Below are 18,919 nucleotides of genomic sequence, written 5' to 3' on the forward strand. Positions count from 1 at the left end.
GTAATGATTCATTTGTATCCGTCATAAGAAAATAGAATGCATGTGAATCATTATTGCATTGACGTGATCCAAATGAATCCTGCAAGATGCGCTTAATCACCGTAGCGTATTCAGGAGCAGTACCCAGTATGAGCCACATTATTCACCGCAGTTTGCGTAGCACGCCCGCCGTGGCTGCTCGCGCCGAAGGGGCGTACATCTTCGATAAACAAGGAAAGCAGTATCTCGACGCCTGCGGTGGTGCTGCCGTTTCCTGCTTAGGCCACGCGCATCCTGATGTGTTAGCCGCGATGCATCGTCAAATCGACCAACTGGCCTATGCTCACACCAGCTTTTTTACCAGCGACACCGTTGAGCAACTCGCTGAACAGTTGACGCGCACGGCGCCTGGCGATCTCAACTACGCCTATTTCGTTTCCGGTGGTTCGGAAGCCGTGGAAACCGCGCTGAAATTAGCGCGTCAATATTTCGTTGAAATCGGGCAGGCGTCACGTACCAAATTTATCGCGCGCAAGCAGAGCTATCACGGCAACACGCTGGGTGCATTGGCCGTCGGCGGCAATGAGTGGCGCCGTCGCCAGTTTGCCCCATTACTGATCGACGTGATTCGCGTGTCAGCCTGTAATGAATATCGCGATCGTCGTGCTGATGAAACGCAGCAGCAATACACCACGCGTCTGCTCAATGAACTGGAACAAGCAATTGTTGATGCCGGTCCGGAAACCATTATTGGTTTCTGCGCTGAAACGGTAGTGGGTGCCACCACCGGCGCGACTCCGCCGACGCCGGGTTATCTGAGAGGCGTGCGCGCACTGTGCGATAAATACGGCATCCTGTATATCGCCGATGAGGTGATGTGCGGTATGGGACGCACCGGGACGTTGCACGCGTTTGAACAAGATGATGTGGTGCCGGATCTGGTCACTATCGCCAAAGGGTTGGGTGGCGGGTATCAGCCGATTGGTGCCGTGCTGGCCAGCGAAAAGATCGTCTCCGCACTCCAGTCGGGCAGTGGTCTGTTCCAGCACGGTCATACTTATATTTGCCACGCTACGGCGGCTTCAGCGGCACTGGCGGTCCAGCAGGTGATTGAACGCGACAACCTGCTCGATGCGGTGAAGCAGCAGGGCGCGTATCTGCAAAATGCTTTGCGTGAAGTGATGGGCGCATTGCCGCATGTGGGCGACACGCGTGGGCGCGGCTTATTTGCCGGTGTGGAACTGGTGCGCGATAAAGAGAGCAAAACCCCGTTCGATCCTGCACTGAAACTACATGCTGGCATTAAAGCCAACTGTATGGCTCGTGGCCTGATGGTGTATCCGATGGGCGGCACCATTGACGGGCAGTATGGCGACCACATCCTGATTGCTCCACCATTTATTATTACGCCGAGCCAGCTCGATTTTGTGGTGGATACGCTGGCGACTGTGATTCGTGAAGAGACCGGTAAATTATGATTAATCGTTTGCCGCCGCTGGCGGAGCACGAGTGGGACGACCAGCAACGTCCACTGGCAGAAGAGATCATTAATGGGCCGCGCGGTGCATTGCTTCCGCCGTTTGAGCCTTTACTGCGCAGCCCGGAATTGATGGCGCACGCGCAGCGCATGGGAGAGTACCTGCGCTATCGCAGCGCGCTCGGTCAGCGCTTATCGGAACTGGCGATTCTCATGACGGCGCGTCATTGGTCGCAGCCGGTGGAGTGGGCGATTCATGCCCCGATAGCACGTGAGAAGGGTATCTCTGCCGCCGCCGTGCAGGCCATTAATGAGAAGCGCCTGCCGGATGACTTACAGCCGGATGAGTGGGTGATTTACCACTTTTGCCAGCAACTGCATCAACAGCAAAAAGTCACTGACACCACCTGGCAACAAGCCATCGATTTATGGGGCGAAAAGGGCGTGGTGGATCTGATTGGCATTAACGGTTATTACAGCTTCCTCTCGATGATCATGAACGGTGCGCAGACGCCCGCTCCTGATTCTTCAGATATTCTTTTGCAAAGTGCATCAACATGAAAAAACTCGCAATCCGGGGTTCCGTCTTTGAGATCGGTCAGCAACTGGGTGAATTTGGCCGTGATGCCTGGCACCAGAAACTGACGCAGACTTCGCTGTGGCAGACAGTGACAGCCATGAAAAACGAAGAGCAAACGCAGCGCATGCGCGCACTGGTTCAAGCGCGCTATCCATTGATCTGGCAAGAGCTGGAAGGGCTGGCCGCAGGATTACAGGCGCCGATTGAGGAGGTTTTTGCCTGGAACTGCCGTGGCGATTTAGTACGTTCAACCTCGGATGGATGTACCACCGTGGCGGGACAGCGTGCTGATGGCGTGTTAACTATCGCGCACAATGAAGATGGTTTTCCGCAATTACGCGATGACTGTGCCATCGTCAGCATCCGTCCGGATAGCGGCATGGCGTTTACCAGCTTTGCTTATCCGGGGTCAATTTGCGGTCATACCGTTGCCGTAAACGAGAAGGGCGTGGTGAATACGGTGAATAATATTCGTGCGCTGCATCGTCCGGAAGGAGTGCCGCGTCAAATCCTGGCCCGCGCCGCGTTGAATGCGGCCACGCTGGATGAGGCTATCGCTATTCTGACCACATCACCGCGCGCCGGATCGTTCCACCATACGCTCGGACAGATGGGTGATAGCCGTCTGTTTAGTATGGAAGCCACGGGTTCGGGTTGCTCCATAACGCCACTGACCGCAGTGTTCGCCCATGCCAATCACCTGATTCATCCGCAACTTGATGGCGTGGAACAGGTGATCACTGCCAGCTCCGGATCACGCCAGCAGCGGTTAATTGAGTGGCTGGAGACGCAAACGCAGCTGGATGGCGATGCAGCAAAAGCGATTCTCTCTGACCAGCATGATGCGGTGCTGCCCATTTATCGCCTTTCGCCGAACGATCCGGATGAAGAGAACACCCTGGCGACAGCGGTATTTACGCTGCATGCCAAACAAGTTGACTGGCAGATATTTACCTTGAATCGTGATGAGCCAGAATTTAAAGGCACGATTTCCTAAAAACTAATCTGCTATATTGTGAACCCGGTCACCCTGGCCGGGCGCTATTCAAATTAATCCCACTATAGTCGTTAAACATTCCGATTATGGTGGGGTACGAAAATGAATAGAAATAAAAAAGCCGCATTCAGCGGTTTAGCATCAAACATAACCATGGCATTATCCTTAGCTGTTTTTTCACTGGCGGGGAGCGCTATGGCAAATGCTGCGGAACATCAACAAATCGCTTTAGTGGGTACCTGGACGTCGATTCCAGATGCCCCATTAGAGCAGAAACCGGATCATCCTAGCGAAGGTTTATATCGTTTCAAGGTGAATGCGGATGGCACTTTAACGCCACTTGATGTGATCAAAATGAAAAGCCCGTCATGGATTGTAAAATCTCAGGATGGTCGCTTTGCCTATACCACCAACGAAGAAAACGCCGGGGCCGTTACCGCACTGTCCATTGATAAAAGCGGTCAGGTGAAAGTGCTAAATGCGGTGGATAGCCATGGGCAACAGCCGACGCACGCCACCATCAGCCCGGACGGTAAGTTCCTGTTTGTCGCTAACTACTCGGTGGCGAAAGGCGGCGCGGGCGTCTCGGTGTTCCCGATTCATCATGACGGTAAACTGGGTGAGCAGGTGCAGCACTTTGCTTTCGACCACGGCACGGGCGCGGTGAAAGGGCGTCAGGATGGCGGTCACGCACACTCGACCACCTTTACCCACGACGGTAAATATCTGTACGCTGCCGATCTCGGCGGTGACAAGCTCCATGCCTATCGTTATCACGCCAATAAGGCTGAGCCTCTGGAAGCGGATACCGCGCATGACGTGACCTTTACCGCTGGTTCTGGCCCGCGTCATATGGTGTTCTCACCAGATGGCAAACATGCCTATGTCACCACCGAAATGGCCGGTGAGATCGCGGTATTTACAGTGAAAGACGATCACCTGGATTTCAGCAATACCGTGAAGCTGAACACTGAAAATAACAGTGCTGAATACCGTAGCGGCGGCGGAATTATTCTCAGTCCGAACGGTAAATATGTGATTGCAGCGAATCGTGGTTCAGATAATAAGCTGTTGGTGTTTAAAATTGAGGCGGATGGCCAGTTAGGCAAGCCGGTCAGTTATAAAGCCAACGGCATTGAACCTCGGGCGTTCTCATTTGATGGCAGTGGAAAATATCTCTATGTCACTAACGTGTTCACCAACAATATTTCCCTGTTCCATTTCGATGAAAAGAGCGGTGAGCTGAAAGCAGCGGGCGATGCAGCAAAAATATCCACGCCCACTGATATAAAGTTCTTTAATTAAGCCGTTCGGTGGGCGCATTTTTTGCGCCTACTTCTCCTCGCTATTTTGCCTGTGACATTTCCAGCAGCGCCTCTTCCATTGATGCACCAAACATTTGTCCGTGGGACAGTCCCGGATAAAGTTGATAGCGTGCAGCTGTGCCGTTCTCTGCCATACCTTCGATAGTGGTGCGCACCGCGCGCAATACTTCAGGTTCCGCCGTGTTGCTATCGCTGCGGCGATCGCCATTCCCTTCCATCAAAGTGATCTGCTTATTACTGGCTTTGCGGGTCTGCATCTCACTCAACAGAGAGTTAAATCCCTGGCCGACCGATGGACTGGCAGCGAAATAGCGCGTAAACAGCTGAGAGGAGAGATAGCTGTCGAGTACAAACAATCCGCCGTAAGAGTGGCCCCACAGCGCGCGTTGTTGATGATCGACATGCACACCTTTCTCCGCTGCGGGCAAAATACGTTGCTCTAGCAAGGTTCGGAATGCGCTGCTGCCGCCGCCCTTGCGACCGCGACTAAAAGTGTATCCTGCATCGCCATGCTCTTTGTCAGGCGGGGTGTAATCGTAAGTTCGCGCGTTTACCTCAAACGGCAAAGTGGTTTGATACCCGACCACCACCAGAACCGGAGGGTTGCCTGCCGAGAGTTTTTGCAGCAGCGGATCGGTCAGCCTGTCCATTACCGCATTGCCATCCAGCATCGTGATCAACGGGTAGCCAGATGGCGGAGGCGCTTTATCTGGCACCGCAGTCCAAACTTTGTAATGCCGCTGGCCATCAGCCGAGTCATATTCACTGATGGAGAAGTGGTAATAAGCGGAGCCTTTGTCGGCGATATTCGGGCCGAGTGGCGTCATATTCGGGCGTGCAAAAACGCTGGTGGTGACACTGCTGAGCAACAACAGCAGCAGGCCAATGGGACGGTTTATTGCTGAAAATCTATAAAGCATTGAAATCCCGATACTCTGGTTGATAGGTGCACATCATGATGCACCCCAAAAATTAAGCGGCCATCACATCCGATAGCCGCTGGTTCACATCAGAAATGCATCCCCAATTCCATATAGTAGGTGCGTCCTGATTCGTTGTAAGTGTTCGCGCCCGCGCCCCAAAGATAGGCGCCGGTGGTGGCATTGCCGGTGCTCTGCGCATTACCCTCACGGAAGTGGCGTTTATCAAACAGGTTATCGATACCGGCGGTGACATCCAGATACTTCGTCACGTTATAAGTCGCACTCATGCCCACCAGAGCGTAGGGCGCCACCTGGCGGGTTTCGCTGCCCGATGTCGCTTCCCCTTTATAGTTCAGCTTCTTCGGTTTCTGACGACCATACCAGGTTAACGTTCCCTGAACCGAGAGATCGTTGGTGGCCTGCCAGTCCAGCGTTGAGTTAATGGTGTACTTCGGAATGATCGACAGATAATCGCCGGTGGTTTTATTCTCGTTATCAATGATGTAGGTGAAGTTATTGTTCATTTTCACCGAGTCAGTGATCGGGAAGTTCAGCGTGCCCTCCAGCCCCTGAACCACGGCTTTTGGCACGTTCTCCCACTTGTACACATCCGATGTGCCGTTGTTATAAACCGGGCTGTAGCCACCTTCGATTTTGTCGTGATAGTCATTGCGATACCAGGTCAGTCCGGCCTGAATATCGTCATGGTGATACTCAATACCAATCTCTTTGTTGACGCTGGTTTCAGCTTTTAAATCACTGTTACCCTGCAAATAGCAGTAACCGGAACTGGCATAGCACCCCTGGCCTTTACTGAACAGCAGATAGTTAGGGTTGGTTTGATAGAGATTCGGGGCTTTCCAGGCGCGTGCGATGCCCAACTTCAGCGTGAAGTCGTCACCCAGATCCTGCGAGAGGTTGAGCGCCGGGCTCCAGTTGCTGCCGCTGATGCTTTGATGATTGAAGCGGATGCCGGGCGTCAGGCGAGTGGAATCAGTTAGCTCGATGTTATCTTCGGCGTATACGCCATAGATATCTGCCGAGCTATACAGGCTGCGTCCATCGCTGGTGATGCCGTTGACCGTACCACCAGCAGTGGTGGTTTCGGTATTTGACGCCGGATCTTTCATCGCCTGATGATTGAATTCCGCCCCGAGGGTCAATGTCTGATTCACCCATGCTTCCAGCGGGATATTCACCTCAGAATGCAGATTGGTGTCATACAGCGAGATGGTGGAGAAACCTTCATTCGATGGGCTGAAAATTCCGGCTATGCCGCCCGACAGGCCTTCATTGAGACGGGTATTGCGCGTTTTTTCAAACTGCACATAGTTATTGGTGGTGACACCGCTATCCCACGCGCCGGTGTATTTCAAACTCAATGTCTGGCGATAGAGCACATTGGTCTCTTTGCCGTAATATTTCTGCACCAGCGCGTTGGTATTGGTGTTCTGCGTATCCCCGGCGTACAGGTTGCCCTGACGACTAAAGCCGGCATCCAGTTCCAAAGCCTGGCGCGGCATAAATTCCCAGCGCAGGGCAGAGTGGATATCTTTGTTTATCGAACCTTCACGGCCCGAAGGATAACTGCCGGCATAGGAACCAATACGCGGTGTGGTATGGCTCTCGTTAATGTCCTGCGCATCCGCCTGGGTTTTACTCCAGTTGCCGTACAGGCGCAAGGTGAGGTTATCGGCCAGTGCGCCGCTCAGGCTGGCGTTATAGCGTTTTGTGGCGCCTTCATCTTTGTGTTCCGGCGCATTGAAGTAGGTATTGAAATTGCCATGCCACTCGTCAGTGGTGGGCTTGGTGATGATATTGACCACACCCCCCATCGCACCATTACCGTAGAGTGCCGCCGCCGGGCCGCGAATCACTTCAATGCGGTCGATCATCTCGGGTGGCACCCAGTTGGTATCACCGCGCGTGTCACGCTCATCGCTCCAGCCATAGCGTACTGAATTGCGACTGCTGACCGGCATGCCATCGATCAATATCAATGTATTTTCCGGGCCCATGCCACGAATGTCGATTTGGCGGTTATTGCCGCGCTGGCCGCTATTGGAGTTCCCGGTGAGATTGACGCCGGGCTGAGTGCGAATAATCTCGGCCACATCGCGCTGGATAGGGTGTTTCTTAATGGCTTCGCTATCGATGGTGGAGACGCCCGGCGCCTGAAGAGTTTGTTCTCTGGCTGTCACCACCAGGGTGTTTTCAGCACTGCTTTTCTTATCGGAAATTGTCAGTGGTTTCTGCGGTGGGTTTTCTGCGGTTTGGCTGTCTTGTTTCGTGTTGTCATCGGCCTGAACCGCTGGAATCTGTAATGCTGCTGCAATAACGACACTGAGCAGCGAGCGAGCATAGATATGCTTTGCCATGATATTCAACCACTTCCTTGTAGGAGTAAAAAGAGAAAATACCTTAGTGAGAATGATTCTTAATTTCAATGATGAATTTGACTTTTGGTGGCATGTTTCGGGAAAGGCGTGTTTAACAGGATGTTTACTAACGCAGAGAGGATTTTACCTGAGCAGATTCTATCAACAGGGCGGCACAAAGCCGCCATTGTACTTACAGCGCCCGACGCTTAGCCCGCTGTGAAAACAGTAGCCATACACCAATGGACGTTATAATCAGCACCCAACCCATCTGACTGATGATTGCTTCCATCACGCCATCCAGCGCAGGGGAGATCAGCGTGTTGAGTTGTAACACCGTCGACACTTCGTAACAGCCAATCGCGAAGGCCACCACAATTGAGAGTGATGAAATGGCGAGGGTGTAATTGAGGCTGCGCAACGGATCGAATTGCGACCAGCGATACAGTTTCAACATCATGACGCCATCAGTGGTATCGATCAGCATCATGCCCGCAGTGAATAAAAGCGGCATCAACATGATGTGCAGCATCGCTTCGCCACCCGCTGCGTGGTTGGCGGACATACCGAAAATCGCCACTTCGGTTGCGGTATCAAAGCCAATGCCGAACAGGAAACCGATGAGGAACAGATGATGGCTTTTGCTCACCATGCGAAACAGTGGCGCGCATAGCCGGGTGAGCACGCCGTGGTGATGGCTCTCCTGCGGGACCCGCGTTGCATCGCCACGCATCAACCGCTGACGTTGGCGAAAACATTGCCACAAAGTGCGGGAGTTAGCCCAGGCGAGCAGCAGCAGAAAGGCACCGGAGATCAGTGTGCTGATCATGCCGCCAATCTCTTTCACGCCGGGAAACATCTGCTGCAAAGGTTGCGTGGTCAAAGCGAATATCAGGCAGGCGATCAGCACCACCGAAGCGTGGCCGAGTGAGAACCACATACCTGCGGTAAACGGGCTCTTGCCCTCATTACTCAACTTGCGCGTGGCATTATCAATGGCGGCGATATGATCGGCATCGACGGCGTGGCGCAAACCAAACAGATAGGCCAACAGTGCGACACTCAGCGCGGCCGGTGAATGCTGAAAAGTCACCAATGCCGTACCGATGACCAGCAAATTAAACAGCATGGCGCCACCAATCACCGCAGCGCCTTTTTGCTTATGACTCAGCACCTTCATAAAGACTCCTGAGAATTACCCGACGGCGGCAAAGACGCGTAGCGGCTGGATCAGCGGCTGTGCGGCGTGATGGTCGTGATGATGATGATGGTGGTGATGATGATGGTCATGATCATGCGGGTGGTCGGGCGGACAGCTGGCGGCAGCGAGATCCACCGGACTGCCATGTGGCGTGTTGAGGAAAGCCTGACGCCACTGCTCTTCACGAATCAGCAATTCGGACATCGGAATCAATTGAAGTTGTGACAGGATCTTTTCCAGGCAGCTCAGCCATTGGCGATAGTAGGCGGTGTGGGCGTTTTCATCGCTGCGCTGCGGGAAGTCGCTAATCTCCTGGGCAAATTGTTCCACCCACTGTGGCCAGCTAAAGTAGCCGCGTTGTGACAGCGCCACCGCGATGACAAACGCGTCGGCTTCCCAGGGTTGTGCAAAGGCGGGATCGGCCTCCTTCACCTGAGCAATAATCGCGTTTAACTCATCCATGCGCAGCATCCTCACATCTGCCCTGAATATAGTCGGACCAGACGCTCAGGTGGACGCTGAAATTCTCGCTATTCTCTCCCCACAAATCGGCGGCACTGAATTTCACCAGGTAGACGTACTGCGGTTTCTCCTGTTGCTCTGCGACCAGCGCATCGGGAAATACGCAGGCACCGTAGTTGGCAACAATCACGCCCTTTTTACCACGCGCATAGCGCGGCAGGCGTGTATGACTCAGCGGATTTAAATTATGCGTGATAATACTATCACCCGGTTGATATTGCGGTTCGACCTCAACATCACGATGGTAATTGGGCGGTGTAGTAATTAAATCCAGGTAGCCCTGCGGCGAATAAGTATTCATGTTGTATCCTCAGGCGGAGAGTTCGGTGAGACGCTGCTGCAATTCTTGTTCAGTGAATACGCCGGTTTTACACATCAACTGCTCAATGGCAAATAACCAGTGCTCGTAATAACTGGATTGCAGATATTCCGTTACGGACATTTTCTCGATTTCATAACGGAAATCATCAAGCACGATTTTTCCGCTCATAAAGAACACCAGCGTGGTGGCGAAAATATCTTTTTCCCATTGGCTGTGAAAATGAGGCTCATCGGCTTCAATCTCGATTGGACCTAAATTCTGCATGCCGCCGCAATCGTGGATATTATTCATGGGGTTCTCCGCTTAAAGCGTGCGTGTGCCGATCATGGAGTCGCGTGTGACCAATGCGGCCAACTCGCTCTCACTCTTGTTTTCACTGTCAGCAGGGGGCTGTGGCAGCACGAAGTAACGGATTTCGGCATTGCTGTCCCATACGCGAATCTCCTTATTGGCCGGGATTGCAGTGCCAAATTCAGCTAATACGCCACGGGGATCGATCACCACACGTGAGCGATAAGGTGTCGATTTAAACCAGATGGGCGGCAAGCCCAGCACCGGCCACGGGTAGCAGGAGCAAAGCGTGCACACCACCACGTTGTGCACGCTGTCGGTATTCTCCAGCACGTGCAGGGTAGCGGCTTCAAAACCGGAGAAGCCGAGTTCATTCACCGCCTCGCGGCCATTTTCCAGTAAGCGTGCTTTGAAGGCGGGATCGCGCCAGGCTTTCGCCACCACCTGCGCACCATTGCGGGGTCCGACTTTGGTTTCGAAATAATCCACGATGGTGTCAGTGACCTCCTGACTCAGAAATCCCTTTTCTGACAACAGGGATTGGATAGCACGGATCTTTAACGCGGCATCCGAAGGTAATACCGAAGGGTCCGACATAATGTCTCCTCCAAAGATTTTTACTGATGAGATGAATGAGTGTGTGAGAGACGTTAACGCTTCTGGTAATTACATCTTTGTTAATGCTGCCATTCGCTGTGTTTGAGCGGACAGCGCAGTGTTAAAAAATTTAATTGCACCCTTCTGGTGCTGATTGCTTTAATTAAGTGCAGAAAAGTGAGAGGGATAAAATTAATTAAAGGTGGGCGGGATTAAATGCAGTAATACTTCTCATCGCTTTCGCTTCTGCTGGCAGAGAATAAAGTTAATTTGAACGGCCACGTGGGTTTTGGCCCGCTTATTGCTAATCTAAAAAACGTGCCCCAATGTTGTGGCCCTTTTCTCGCATTAATGCAGACAGCGCTGTCTGTTTTATCCGCTTATCTCTTCCGGTTCCCGGAATACTTCATCTCTATTTATTCCAATAACTTCATTGCGAGGGTGCTATGGCTATTAGTCGTCGTTCATTTATTCAGGGGTCTGCCGTATCCGCATTGGGTCTGGCTGCAGGGGTTGCACCGAAATTCACCTTAGCCGCTGACAGCAAAGACGCCATTAAAGTGGCGAGCATTCTCGACCTGTCAGGCGGGCTGGATATTTATGGCAAGCCGATGTCCAACGCCATCAATTTAGCTGCAGATGAGATCAACGCAGCAGGGGGATTATTGGGCCGACCGCTGCAAATCATCAATTACGACGCGCAATCCAATATGCAACTCTACGCGCAATACGCCCAGCAGGCCGCGCTGAAAGACAAAGTGGCGGTGGTGCACGGCGGCATCACGTCTGCGTCGCGCGAGGTGATTCGTCCGGTATTGGATCGTTTCCGTTCGCTCTATTTCTATCCTGCGCAGTACGAAGGTGGCGTCTGCGATCGTAACTACTTCTCTTCAGGCTCCACGCCCGCACAAACCGTGGAGAAGCTGGTGCCGCACGCCATGAAGAAGTGGGGCAAGAAAGTCTATGTGCTGGCGGCGGATTACAACTACGGCCAGATTGTTTCGTCATGGGTGAAGAAGTCGGTGCGTGACAACGGCGGTGAAGTGATGACGGTGGAGTTCTTCCCGCTGGATGTTACGGACTTCGGTGCCGCCATTTCAAAAATCCAGAGCGCTAAACCAGACATGGTGTGGTCAGCGCTGGTGGGCGGGGCGCATATCTCCTTCTACCGCCAATGGCATGCGGCAGGCATGAGCGGCAAGATTCCCATCGCCTCTACCGTATTCGGCGGCGGTAATGAACACATCATCCTGTCGCCGGAAGAGAGCAACGGCATTCTGGTGGCGGCGAACTACATGCAGGAAATTCCGTCTGCCGAGAACAAAGCGTTTGTCGATAAATTCCATGCTCGTTACGGCGACATGTACATCAGCGATCTGGCGATGGGCGCGTATCAGGGCATGTTGATTTGGGCCGAAGGGGTGCGCAAGGCAGGTGATATCGACCGCATGAAAGTGATTGAAGCGCTGGAGTCGGGCGTTACGCTGACCTCGCCAAGCGGTCAGCTGAGTGTCGATCCCACCACGCATCACTGTTCGCTGGACGTACACATTGCCGAGGTGGAGAACCATCAGATGAAAATTCTGGAAACCTTCACCAACCAGGCACCGGTTGATACCGCCATGGTGTGCGACCTGAAGAAAAATCCACGTGATACCAAACAGTATCAGATTGAGCTGTAACGGGAGGCGCTAATGGATCTGTCGGTTATCTATGGCATCGAAGTGCTGAATGCCATCGCGGTGCTGGTGATCATGAGTCTGGGGCTGGCGGTGGTGTTTGGCATGATGAAAATCGTCAATATGGCGCACGGCGAATTTATGATGCTGGGCGGCTACAGCGCCATTATGGCCACTAACCATTTTGGCATGCCGATCTGGATCTCCATGCTGGTGGTTGCGCCGCTTTGTGTTGGCGTGTTTGGCATGGTGATTGAACGCGTCATTATTCGTCATCTGTACGGCCGGATGATCGACACCATGCTGGCCACCTGGGGATTGAGTCTGGCGTTGATCGGTGCCGCGACCATGCTGTTTGGCAACACCACGCTCGGCATCAGTTCGCCGCTGCCCAGTGTGAATGTGGGCAGTTACAGCACCAGCGGCTACTCGCTGTTTATGATTGTGTTTGCGCTGTGTCTGGTGGCGGCATTGTGGCTGCTGCTGCGCTTCACCACATTGGGATTGTGCGCGCGTGCCACCATGCAGAATGCGCGCATGGCAGCGGCGTTGGGCAGTAATCCCGGTAAAATCTACAGCCTGACCTTCGGTCTGGGAGCCGCGCTCTCCGGATTGGGTGGCGCGCTGCTGGCACCGATCACCGGCGTGATACCGACTATCGGCGTCAGCTTTATTGCCAAGGCCTTTATCACGGTGATTGGCGGCGGCAGCGCCATCATCGCCGGCACGCTGACCTCTTCCACGCTGTTTGGCACTATTTCACAACTGGTGACCTATCTCTCCACGCCGGTGTTTGGTGCGGTGGCGCTGCTGTTGAGTGCCATTGTGCTGCTGCGTCTGCTGCCGCAGGGCATCACCGGGCGCTTCTTCAGGAGATCGCTGTAATGAAACTGTTTTCGGAAAAAGTGCGCATTGTGCTCAGTGCGCTGATGCTGATCCTGCTGGCGTTTTGGCTCTCTGGCGTGATTGAGCTGTACACCTTGCTCTCTATTACGGTGTTTTTAGTGATGGGACTGTTGTCACTCAGCCTGGCGTTTATCTGGGGCTACGGCGGCATCCTCTGTTTTGGTCAGGCGGCATTTTTTGGACTGGGGGCCTATACCTACGCCATTTGCGCCATTAACTGGGGGGATTCCACCTGGGCGGTGGTGATGGCGATTCTCCTGCCCACGCTGTTCTCTCTGCTTCTCGGTTACGTGATCTTCTACGGTGGCGTCAGTGATGTGTACCTCGGCGCGATTACGCTGGCGGTGAGCCTGGTGTTGTTTAACTGGGTGAACTCCACTTCGGGCAGTGAATACCACATCGGCGAGGCGCTGCTGGGAGGCTTTAACGGCATCCCGTCGGTGCCTACGTTAAACATGCCGTTCCAGCCGGATGCGATTTTGTCGCCTGAAGCGATCTTTATGGTTACCGCCGGTGCGTTGGCGCTCTGCTATGCGTTGCTAAAATTCGTGCTGCTCAGCCGTTTTGGCAAAACCGTGGTGGCGATCCGGGAAAATGAACAGCGCGCAGGGCTGCTTGGCTATAACGTGCCCGCTCATAAACTGGTGACCTTTGCCATTGGCGCGGCGATTGCCGGATTAGCCGGTTGTCTTTATGTCAACTGGGGGGCGTTTGTCAGTCCTGGCGTGTTCAGCATCAGCCAGTCGGCGCAAATCATCATCTGGGTGATTGTCGGGGGTCGCGGCACGTTAATCGGCCCGGTGATCAGTTGTGTGCTGTTGCAGTGGATGGTGACACGGCTGGGCGCGCAGCAAACGGTGGATGTCAATCTGGTGCTCGGCGTGATTCTGGCAGTGTTTGTGCTGCTGATCCCCGGAGGCATTTTACCGACCTTACAACGGCTGTGGCGACGCAAGCGTCCGAACACGCTGCCTGCAACCCGCGCATCGGTGAGTGAGGTGAAACCATGACGGCAACAGTCCTGTTGGAAACCCGCAAAATGGGCGTCAGTTTTGGTGGTGTGCATGCGGTGAAGGAGGTGGATTTCACCCTGCATGAAGGTGAGCTTCGCTGTCTGATCGGCCCGAACGGTGCAGGGAAGAGCACCTTTTTCAAAATGCTCAGCGGTCAGATAACGCCCACACGCGGTGAATGCCGCTACCGCAATCAGGTGATCTCCGGCAAACGTCCGTGGGATATCGCCCGGATGGGTATCGGCATCAAAACTCAGGTGCCGAGCGTATTTGAAGGGTTGAGCGTACGGGAGAATCTGTGGCAGGCGGCAGCCAACAAGCTGGCGAAAGCGGCTCTGCCTGGCGCCATTGATCAGGTGCTGCACGATATCGGATTGCAAGATCATCAAGATGCCGTGCTCTCTGAACTGGCGCACGGGCAGCGACAGTGGGTGGAGTTAGGGATGATCCTGATTTCTCGTCCGCAACTGGTGTTGCTGGATGAACCCGCCGCAGGCATGACGCATCAGGAAGTGCGCAAAACCGCACAGCTGATTAAAGCGATCAATCAACAGAGCACCGTGGTGGTGGTGGAGCACGATATGGAGTTCATCAGCATGATCGCGCAGCAGGTCACGGTGTTTAATCAGGGCGCGGTGCTGGCGGAGGGGACTTTCCGCGAGGTGACGCAGAATCCTCTGGTGAAAGAGGCGTATCTCGGCAATCTGGAGATTAAACATGCTTGAAATAAAAGAGATGGTCTCGGGCTACAACAAAATTCCGGTCCTGCACTTGTCCGAGCTGTTTGTCGGGGCAAAATCCTTCACCGGTGTGTTAGGACGCAACGGCATGGGAAAAACCACGCTGCTGCGCACCATCATGGGAGAGCTGCCCGCCTGGCAGGGAACTATCGCGCTCAACGGCATTGATATCACCCGCTATCAGGCCCACCAACGGGCGGCGGCCGGCATCGGTTTTGTGCCGCAAGGGCGGCAAATCTTCCCGCTGCTGACGGTGGAAGAGAACCTGCGCATGGGCTGCGTGAAGCACTTTTCGCGCGCGGGCCAAATCATTGAGCAGATGCTGGAGATTTTCCCGCGCCTGAAACGTTTACTGGCTCAACCGGGCGGGGCGCTCTCGGGCGGCGAGCAGCAACTGCTGGCGTTGGCGCGCTGTCTCTGCGGGCAGCCACAGCTGGTGTTGCTGGATGAACCAACCGAAGGCATCCAACCGAATATCTGTGAGGAGATCATCGAGACGCTGCAGCGGCTGAGGCATGAAATGGATATCTCGATCATTCTGGTAGAGCAGGATATTGAGTTTCTGTATGCGCTGTCGGATCGGATTCATGTGATCGAAAAAGGGCAGATCGTGCAGCAGATTGATCCGCGCGCCCAGCCCAGTGCCAGTGTGGCGGAGCAGTTTTTAGGGTTTCACGCCTAAATCGGTCAAGCGGGACGGGGTGCATGCCCTGTCTCGCCTGACACAGCACCCGGCAGCAGCAACACAGCATCAATTGCCCGACTCCTCTAACGTGATGCTTCGAACTTCAGAATGCACACGGGTGAAACATGAATGAGCCATCTTTGCTGAAAACGCTTGCGGGTGTGCGGTTGCATATTTTCCATCCTGATTCGCAAAGCGTGCGGGCTTTTTGTGCTTCGTTGACGCAAATCGGTTGTCACGCACAACACAGCTGGCCGCCTGTCACCGAACGTCCGGCTGACGCGCAACTGCTGTTGGCGGCGATTGAAAATCACCACGAGGCGGTATTAACGCCGCTGTTTCGTTCATTGCAACAGCATCACACACCGGTGATTGCCCTGGCGAACTGCCACGATGCGCGCTTGTTTCCGCTGCTAATGAAACTGCAACCCGCTGCCATCGCCGAGCGAGAACTAAACCCCTTTGCCTTGATTGTGCAGATCATCGGCACCTGGCAATCCGCCCAGCAGAATGCCCAGTTGCGGGGTGAACTGCAGGCTCGCCAACAGCGTAAAATGAGAAATGAGCGACTGGCACAGGCTAAAGGCGTGTTGATGCAGACTTTCGGTCTGGATGAGTCGGGGGCATATCGCTTTATGCGTACCGAAGCGATGAACACGCGCAGCAGCCTGGAATTTACTGCTGAGCGTGTGATCAGTCAGTTGCAAAAAGGGTAAAACAAAACGCCGTTACACCTCGGTTTGCTTCAGCAAACTGCTCGGGGTGTAACCAAAGGCTTTGCGGAAAGCGAGACTGAAGTGCGACATATCGCTAAAGCCGTGATCCAGCGCCACCTGCGTGATATTACGCGCTTTACCTTCGGCCAGCGCTTTGCGACAAGCCTGCAAGCGCTCCTGCCAGACAAAATTCATCGGCGTGGTGCCGTGTGCAGCAAACACGCGGCTGATGGTGCGAGGGGAGACATGGTGGGCATTAGCGATCTGCGCCATGGTCAGATCCGCTTCCTGCAAATTCTGGCGCAAATAACTCACTACCCGCGAGTAGAGGTCCGGTTTTAGCGCGTCATCGCCTTTCTGCAAATTCACACTCACCGAGATCATGTTGATCAGCGTATTGGCAAACTGTTCTGCGAGATAGGTATTTTCACGCTCGGCGTTGAAGACAAACGCCTCTTCCAGCAGTTGCTTGAGTGAGGTCATTCCGGGACGACTAAGATCCAGTGTTTTCCCCGCGAGCCGGGCAATTGCTGGCGCCTCTTTTTCAATCATCTGGCGCGGCAAATGCACAATGTTGATGGCCACGTTATCCATGGCGAAATCAAAGGGCGTTGCGGCATCGTAAATCACCACATCCCCTGCGCTCACCCGTGACTGGTTATCGTTTTGCCGCAATGTCCCGATGCCGGAACGAACGTAGCCGAGATAAAAATCATGATTAGGATGGCGGCGAATGCACTCGGTGGTGCGTTGCCACACCAGCGCGGTTTGTGACACGTGGTGCGCAATATCGACGTGGCCCAGCATGGAATAACCAAAGCTGCCGGAAAATGCACCGGCATTAATTTGACGCGCCTCGGCATTAATCAAGCGCGAACAGACGGCATCGCGCCAGGCATCAAAGCGGTGGCGATTATCTAAGTGATCCGTGGTGAACGTTTCTTTCATGGCAACATCCCCTAAACCTGGCGAAAAGGGTGCAATCACAACAAACCAAGCAAGTTTCAAGCCATAACGACGTGAAAAGGCCGCACCCGTCATGCAGTGCGGCCAGAATAAGCAGCCTTAGAGAGCGGGATGTTTTTTATGCCATTCAGTGACTTGCTGATAAGCCCAGGCGCCCTGAATCATTGCGGTTTCATCGAAATGGGCCGCCACTAACTGGAAACCAATGGGTGCACCGGCGGAAGTCATGCCACATGGCAGGGTGATGGTCGGATGCCCGCTCGCGTCAAATGCACTGGTATAGCGCAATACGCCGTTAAACAGTGCCTGATCGGTACCAAAACGGGTCATGGTGTCCCAGGTTAATCCGGCATAAGCGGTGGCGGGTGCCAGAATCAAATCCACTTTGCTGAACAGGGCAGAAATATCGCCACGCAGTGCCGCACGGCTCAGCAGCAGGCGCTGATACTCCAGGGCAGTGACCTGATGGCCGAGATCCAGTAGGCCAGATAATCCTGGACCATATTGATCTTTCTGCGCGGGGTAGGTCTCTTCATGCGCCAGGGCGGTTTCCACTGCACAGAGCGCACTCCACTCGGCGGCGGCTTTTTCCGTGTCTGGCACGGTGATATCCACGAAGGTGGCTCCGAGCGATGCCAGGGTAGCTATCGCTGATTCCAGCGCGGCACGGGTTTCCGCATCCACCTTCTCTAACGCCCAGCCCGCATCCAGTCCGATGCGCATTTTGCTGACACCGCGCGTCATCAACGCTAGGTAGTCCGGCACCGGCTCGCTGCTGGAGGTCGGATCTTTATCATCGCGCCCGGCAATGGCTTGCAACATCGCAGCGGCATCGCCTGCAGAGCGTGCCATCGGTCCAATGTGATCGAGCGAAGCCGCCAGCTCACAGGCACCGTGGCGAGTGACGCGACCCCAGGTCGGTTTGATGCCGGTCAAGCCGTTGGCGTTGGAAGGAAAACGAATAGAACCACCGGTATCCGTTCCGATCGAACCAAAGCACAGGCCAGCGGCGGTTGCCACGCCAGAACCGCTGGAGGAGACACCGGTCCAGAGTGCGCTGCCCCAGGGGTTATTAGGGCGGGTGATTTCCGGATGGTGATCGGCAAAGGCGCTTTCAGTTTGCGTCAGCTTGCCGAGTATCACCGCACCAGCAGCGCGGAAACGATCAACCACCGTGGAGTCTTCCGCCGGATAGTGATCCTTGTGGATGATCATGCCGTGGCTGGTGGGCGCATCCTTGGTCCAGATCAGATCTTTTAAGGCGATCGGCACGCCGTGCAGCGGGCCACGCAGTTTACCTGCGGCGATTTCCTGATCCGCCTCTGCCGCCTGTTTTAACGCACTGTCGCGCATCACGTAGAAATAGCTGTGTAGATCGCTATCCAGTGTGTCGATGCGCGTTAACAGTGATTCGGTGACCGCTACCGAGGTGATGTCGCCAGACTGAATCAGGCGTCCAATTTCCAGCAAGCTTTTGTAATGCAGGTTGTTCATCGCGACCTTACCTCTGTTGAAGGGATGCTACCTGTGCGGTAGACAATGTGTTGATCAACAACGTAAATCAGACGCGCGGGTTCGGCTGTGTTTAAGCAGACAGATGCTGTGCCAGAAGTGCCAGCGGC

At 54.2% G+C, this 18,919-nt stretch carries 19 protein-coding genes; 10 read left to right on the top strand and 9 right to left on the bottom strand.

All coding sequences use genetic code 11. The features are described from left to right. Positions 1–128: 128 nt before the first annotated feature. The 4 genes from FD744_RS02295 to FD744_RS02310 all read left to right on the top strand — a co-directional run bounded on the left by FD744_RS02295 (position 129) and on the right by FD744_RS02310 (position 4,338). Positions 129–1,457 carry an aspartate aminotransferase family protein gene (locus FD744_RS02295; protein WP_160867144.1) on the top strand — a complete coding sequence of 443 codons (1,329 nt, stop codon included), beginning with the start codon at positions 129–131 and terminating at the stop codon, positions 1,455–1,457. After that, positions 1,454–2,017, top strand: coding sequence for a carboxymuconolactone decarboxylase family protein (locus tag FD744_RS02300; RefSeq protein ID WP_202403363.1), 564 nt, complete (start codon positions 1,454–1,456; stop codon positions 2,015–2,017). Before FD744_RS02295 ends, FD744_RS02300 begins: the two co-directional genes overlap by 4 nt. Further along, the gene (locus FD744_RS02305; RefSeq protein WP_160867145.1) at positions 2,014–3,033 is read left to right on the top strand and encodes a C45 family peptidase; all 1,020 of its coding nucleotides are present in this window, start codon (positions 2,014–2,016) and stop codon (positions 3,031–3,033) included. Before FD744_RS02300 ends, FD744_RS02305 begins: the two co-directional genes overlap by 4 nt. 195 nt (positions 3,034–3,228) lie before the next feature. Further along, positions 3,229–4,338 (top strand): lactonase family protein, encoded by a 1,110-nt coding sequence (locus FD744_RS02310; RefSeq protein WP_160867146.1) that lies wholly within the window; start codon positions 3,229–3,231, stop codon positions 4,336–4,338. 40 nt (positions 4,339–4,378) lie between these two features. On the opposite strand, the gene FD744_RS02315 is transcribed toward FD744_RS02310, so the two are convergent. The 7 genes from FD744_RS02315 to nthA all read right to left on the bottom strand — a co-directional run bounded on the left by FD744_RS02315 (position 4,379) and on the right by nthA (position 10,592). After that, complete coding sequence (locus tag FD744_RS02315; RefSeq protein WP_160867147.1) at positions 4,379–5,278, bottom strand: alpha/beta hydrolase; 900 nt, start codon at positions 5,276–5,278, stop codon at positions 4,379–4,381. Positions 5,279–5,367: 89 nt separating this feature from the next. After that, positions 5,368–7,659, bottom strand: a complete 2,292-nt coding sequence (locus tag FD744_RS02320; protein WP_160867148.1) for a TonB-dependent siderophore receptor — start codon at positions 7,657–7,659, stop codon at positions 5,368–5,370. Positions 7,660–7,852: 193 nt separating this feature from the next. Then, positions 7,853–8,839: a HoxN/HupN/NixA family nickel/cobalt transporter gene (locus tag FD744_RS02325; RefSeq protein ID WP_160867149.1), complete on the bottom strand. Its 987-nt coding sequence runs from the start codon at positions 8,837–8,839 to the stop codon at positions 7,853–7,855. A 15-nt stretch (positions 8,840–8,854) separates the two neighbouring features. Beyond that, on the bottom strand, positions 8,855–9,322 hold the full coding sequence (locus tag FD744_RS02330; protein WP_160867150.1) for a nitrile hydratase accessory protein: 468 nt from the start codon (positions 9,320–9,322) through the stop codon (positions 8,855–8,857). Further along, on the bottom strand, positions 9,315–9,683 hold the full coding sequence (locus tag FD744_RS25945) for an SH3-like domain-containing protein (RefSeq protein ID WP_160867151.1): 369 nt from the start codon (positions 9,681–9,683) through the stop codon (positions 9,315–9,317). Before FD744_RS25945 ends, FD744_RS02330 begins: the two co-directional genes overlap by 8 nt. Positions 9,684–9,692: 9 nt before the next feature. After that, positions 9,693–9,995 (bottom strand): SH3-like domain-containing protein, encoded by a 303-nt coding sequence (locus tag FD744_RS25950; protein WP_160867152.1) that lies wholly within the window; start codon positions 9,993–9,995, stop codon positions 9,693–9,695. A gap of 12 nt (positions 9,996–10,007) precedes the next feature. Next, complete coding sequence (nthA, locus tag FD744_RS02345; RefSeq protein ID WP_160867153.1) at positions 10,008–10,592, bottom strand: nitrile hydratase subunit alpha; 585 nt, start codon at positions 10,590–10,592, stop codon at positions 10,008–10,010. A gap of 446 nt (positions 10,593–11,038) precedes the next feature. Here nthA and FD744_RS02350 point away from each other — a divergent pair, with 446 nt between their 5' ends. The 6 genes from FD744_RS02350 to FD744_RS02375 all read left to right on the top strand — a co-directional run bounded on the left by FD744_RS02350 (position 11,039) and on the right by FD744_RS02375 (position 16,331). Further along, complete coding sequence (locus FD744_RS02350; RefSeq protein WP_160867154.1) at positions 11,039–12,274, top strand: ABC transporter substrate-binding protein; 1,236 nt, start codon at positions 11,039–11,041, stop codon at positions 12,272–12,274. Between the two features lie 12 nt (positions 12,275–12,286). Next, complete coding sequence (locus tag FD744_RS02355) at positions 12,287–13,156, top strand: branched-chain amino acid ABC transporter permease (RefSeq protein ID WP_160867155.1); 870 nt, start codon at positions 12,287–12,289, stop codon at positions 13,154–13,156. Beyond that, positions 13,156–14,187, top strand: a complete 1,032-nt coding sequence (locus FD744_RS02360; protein ID WP_160867156.1) for a branched-chain amino acid ABC transporter permease — start codon at positions 13,156–13,158, stop codon at positions 14,185–14,187. Before FD744_RS02355 ends, FD744_RS02360 begins: the two co-directional genes overlap by 1 nt. Further along, positions 14,184–14,915 (top strand): ATP-binding cassette domain-containing protein, encoded by a 732-nt coding sequence (locus tag FD744_RS02365; RefSeq protein ID WP_160867157.1) that lies wholly within the window; start codon positions 14,184–14,186, stop codon positions 14,913–14,915. Before FD744_RS02360 ends, FD744_RS02365 begins: the two co-directional genes overlap by 4 nt. Further along, complete coding sequence (locus FD744_RS02370) at positions 14,908–15,612, top strand: ABC transporter ATP-binding protein (RefSeq protein ID WP_160867158.1); 705 nt, start codon at positions 14,908–14,910, stop codon at positions 15,610–15,612. Before FD744_RS02365 ends, FD744_RS02370 begins: the two co-directional genes overlap by 8 nt. 128 nt (positions 15,613–15,740) lie before the next feature. Next, on the top strand, positions 15,741–16,331 hold the full coding sequence (locus FD744_RS02375) for an ANTAR domain-containing response regulator (RefSeq protein WP_160867159.1): 591 nt from the start codon (positions 15,741–15,743) through the stop codon (positions 16,329–16,331). A gap of 12 nt (positions 16,332–16,343) precedes the next feature. Here FD744_RS02375 and FD744_RS02380 read toward each other — a convergent pair whose 3' ends face one another. Next, on the bottom strand, positions 16,344–17,279 hold the full coding sequence (locus FD744_RS02380) for a helix-turn-helix domain-containing protein (protein ID WP_160867160.1): 936 nt from the start codon (positions 17,277–17,279) through the stop codon (positions 16,344–16,346). 117 nt (positions 17,280–17,396) lie between these two features. Next, positions 17,397–18,791: an amidase gene (locus FD744_RS02385; protein WP_160867161.1), complete on the bottom strand. Its 1,395-nt coding sequence runs from the start codon at positions 18,789–18,791 to the stop codon at positions 17,397–17,399. Positions 18,792–18,919 lie beyond the last annotated feature (128 nt).

This window comes from Pantoea sp. Taur, assembly GCF_009830025.1.
Classification (GTDB): domain Bacteria; phylum Pseudomonadota; class Gammaproteobacteria; order Enterobacterales; family Enterobacteriaceae; genus Pantoea; species Pantoea communis.

Bases quoted from the DNA above. Each gene is read 5' to 3' on its own strand.
- FD744_RS02295 (WP_160867144.1), top strand. From the start codon at position 129: ATGAGCCACATTATTCACCGCAGTTTGCGTAGCACGCCCGCCGTGGCT.
- FD744_RS02300 (WP_202403363.1), top strand. From the start codon at position 1,454: ATGATTAATCGTTTGCCGCCGCTGGCGGAGCACGAGTGGGACGACCAG.
- FD744_RS02305 (WP_160867145.1), top strand. From the start codon at position 2,014: ATGAAAAAACTCGCAATCCGGGGTTCCGTCTTTGAGATCGGTCAGCAA.
- FD744_RS02310 (WP_160867146.1), top strand. From the start codon at position 3,229: ATGGCAAATGCTGCGGAACATCAACAAATCGCTTTAGTGGGTACCTGG.
- FD744_RS02315 (WP_160867147.1), bottom strand. From the start codon at position 5,278: ATGCTTTATAGATTTTCAGCAATAAACCGTCCCATTGGCCTGCTGCTG.
- FD744_RS02320 (WP_160867148.1), bottom strand. From the start codon at position 7,659: ATGGCAAAGCATATCTATGCTCGCTCGCTGCTCAGTGTCGTTATTGCA.
- FD744_RS02325 (WP_160867149.1), bottom strand. From the start codon at position 8,839: ATGAAGGTGCTGAGTCATAAGCAAAAAGGCGCTGCGGTGATTGGTGGC.
- FD744_RS02330 (WP_160867150.1), bottom strand. From the start codon at position 9,322: ATGGATGAGTTAAACGCGATTATTGCTCAGGTGAAGGAGGCCGATCCC.
- FD744_RS25945 (WP_160867151.1), bottom strand. From the start codon at position 9,683: ATGAATACTTATTCGCCGCAGGGCTACCTGGATTTAATTACTACACCG.
- FD744_RS25950 (WP_160867152.1), bottom strand. From the start codon at position 9,995: ATGAATAATATCCACGATTGCGGCGGCATGCAGAATTTAGGTCCAATC.
- nthA (WP_160867153.1), bottom strand. From the start codon at position 10,592: ATGTCGGACCCTTCGGTATTACCTTCGGATGCCGCGTTAAAGATCCGT.
- FD744_RS02350 (WP_160867154.1), top strand. From the start codon at position 11,039: ATGGCTATTAGTCGTCGTTCATTTATTCAGGGGTCTGCCGTATCCGCA.
- FD744_RS02355 (WP_160867155.1), top strand. From the start codon at position 12,287: ATGGATCTGTCGGTTATCTATGGCATCGAAGTGCTGAATGCCATCGCG.
- FD744_RS02360 (WP_160867156.1), top strand. From the start codon at position 13,156: ATGAAACTGTTTTCGGAAAAAGTGCGCATTGTGCTCAGTGCGCTGATG.
- FD744_RS02365 (WP_160867157.1), top strand. From the start codon at position 14,184: ATGACGGCAACAGTCCTGTTGGAAACCCGCAAAATGGGCGTCAGTTTT.
- FD744_RS02370 (WP_160867158.1), top strand. From the start codon at position 14,908: ATGCTTGAAATAAAAGAGATGGTCTCGGGCTACAACAAAATTCCGGTC.
- FD744_RS02375 (WP_160867159.1), top strand. From the start codon at position 15,741: ATGAATGAGCCATCTTTGCTGAAAACGCTTGCGGGTGTGCGGTTGCAT.
- FD744_RS02380 (WP_160867160.1), bottom strand. From the start codon at position 17,279: ATGAAAGAAACGTTCACCACGGATCACTTAGATAATCGCCACCGCTTT.
- FD744_RS02385 (WP_160867161.1), bottom strand. From the start codon at position 18,791: ATGAACAACCTGCATTACAAAAGCTTGCTGGAAATTGGACGCCTGATT.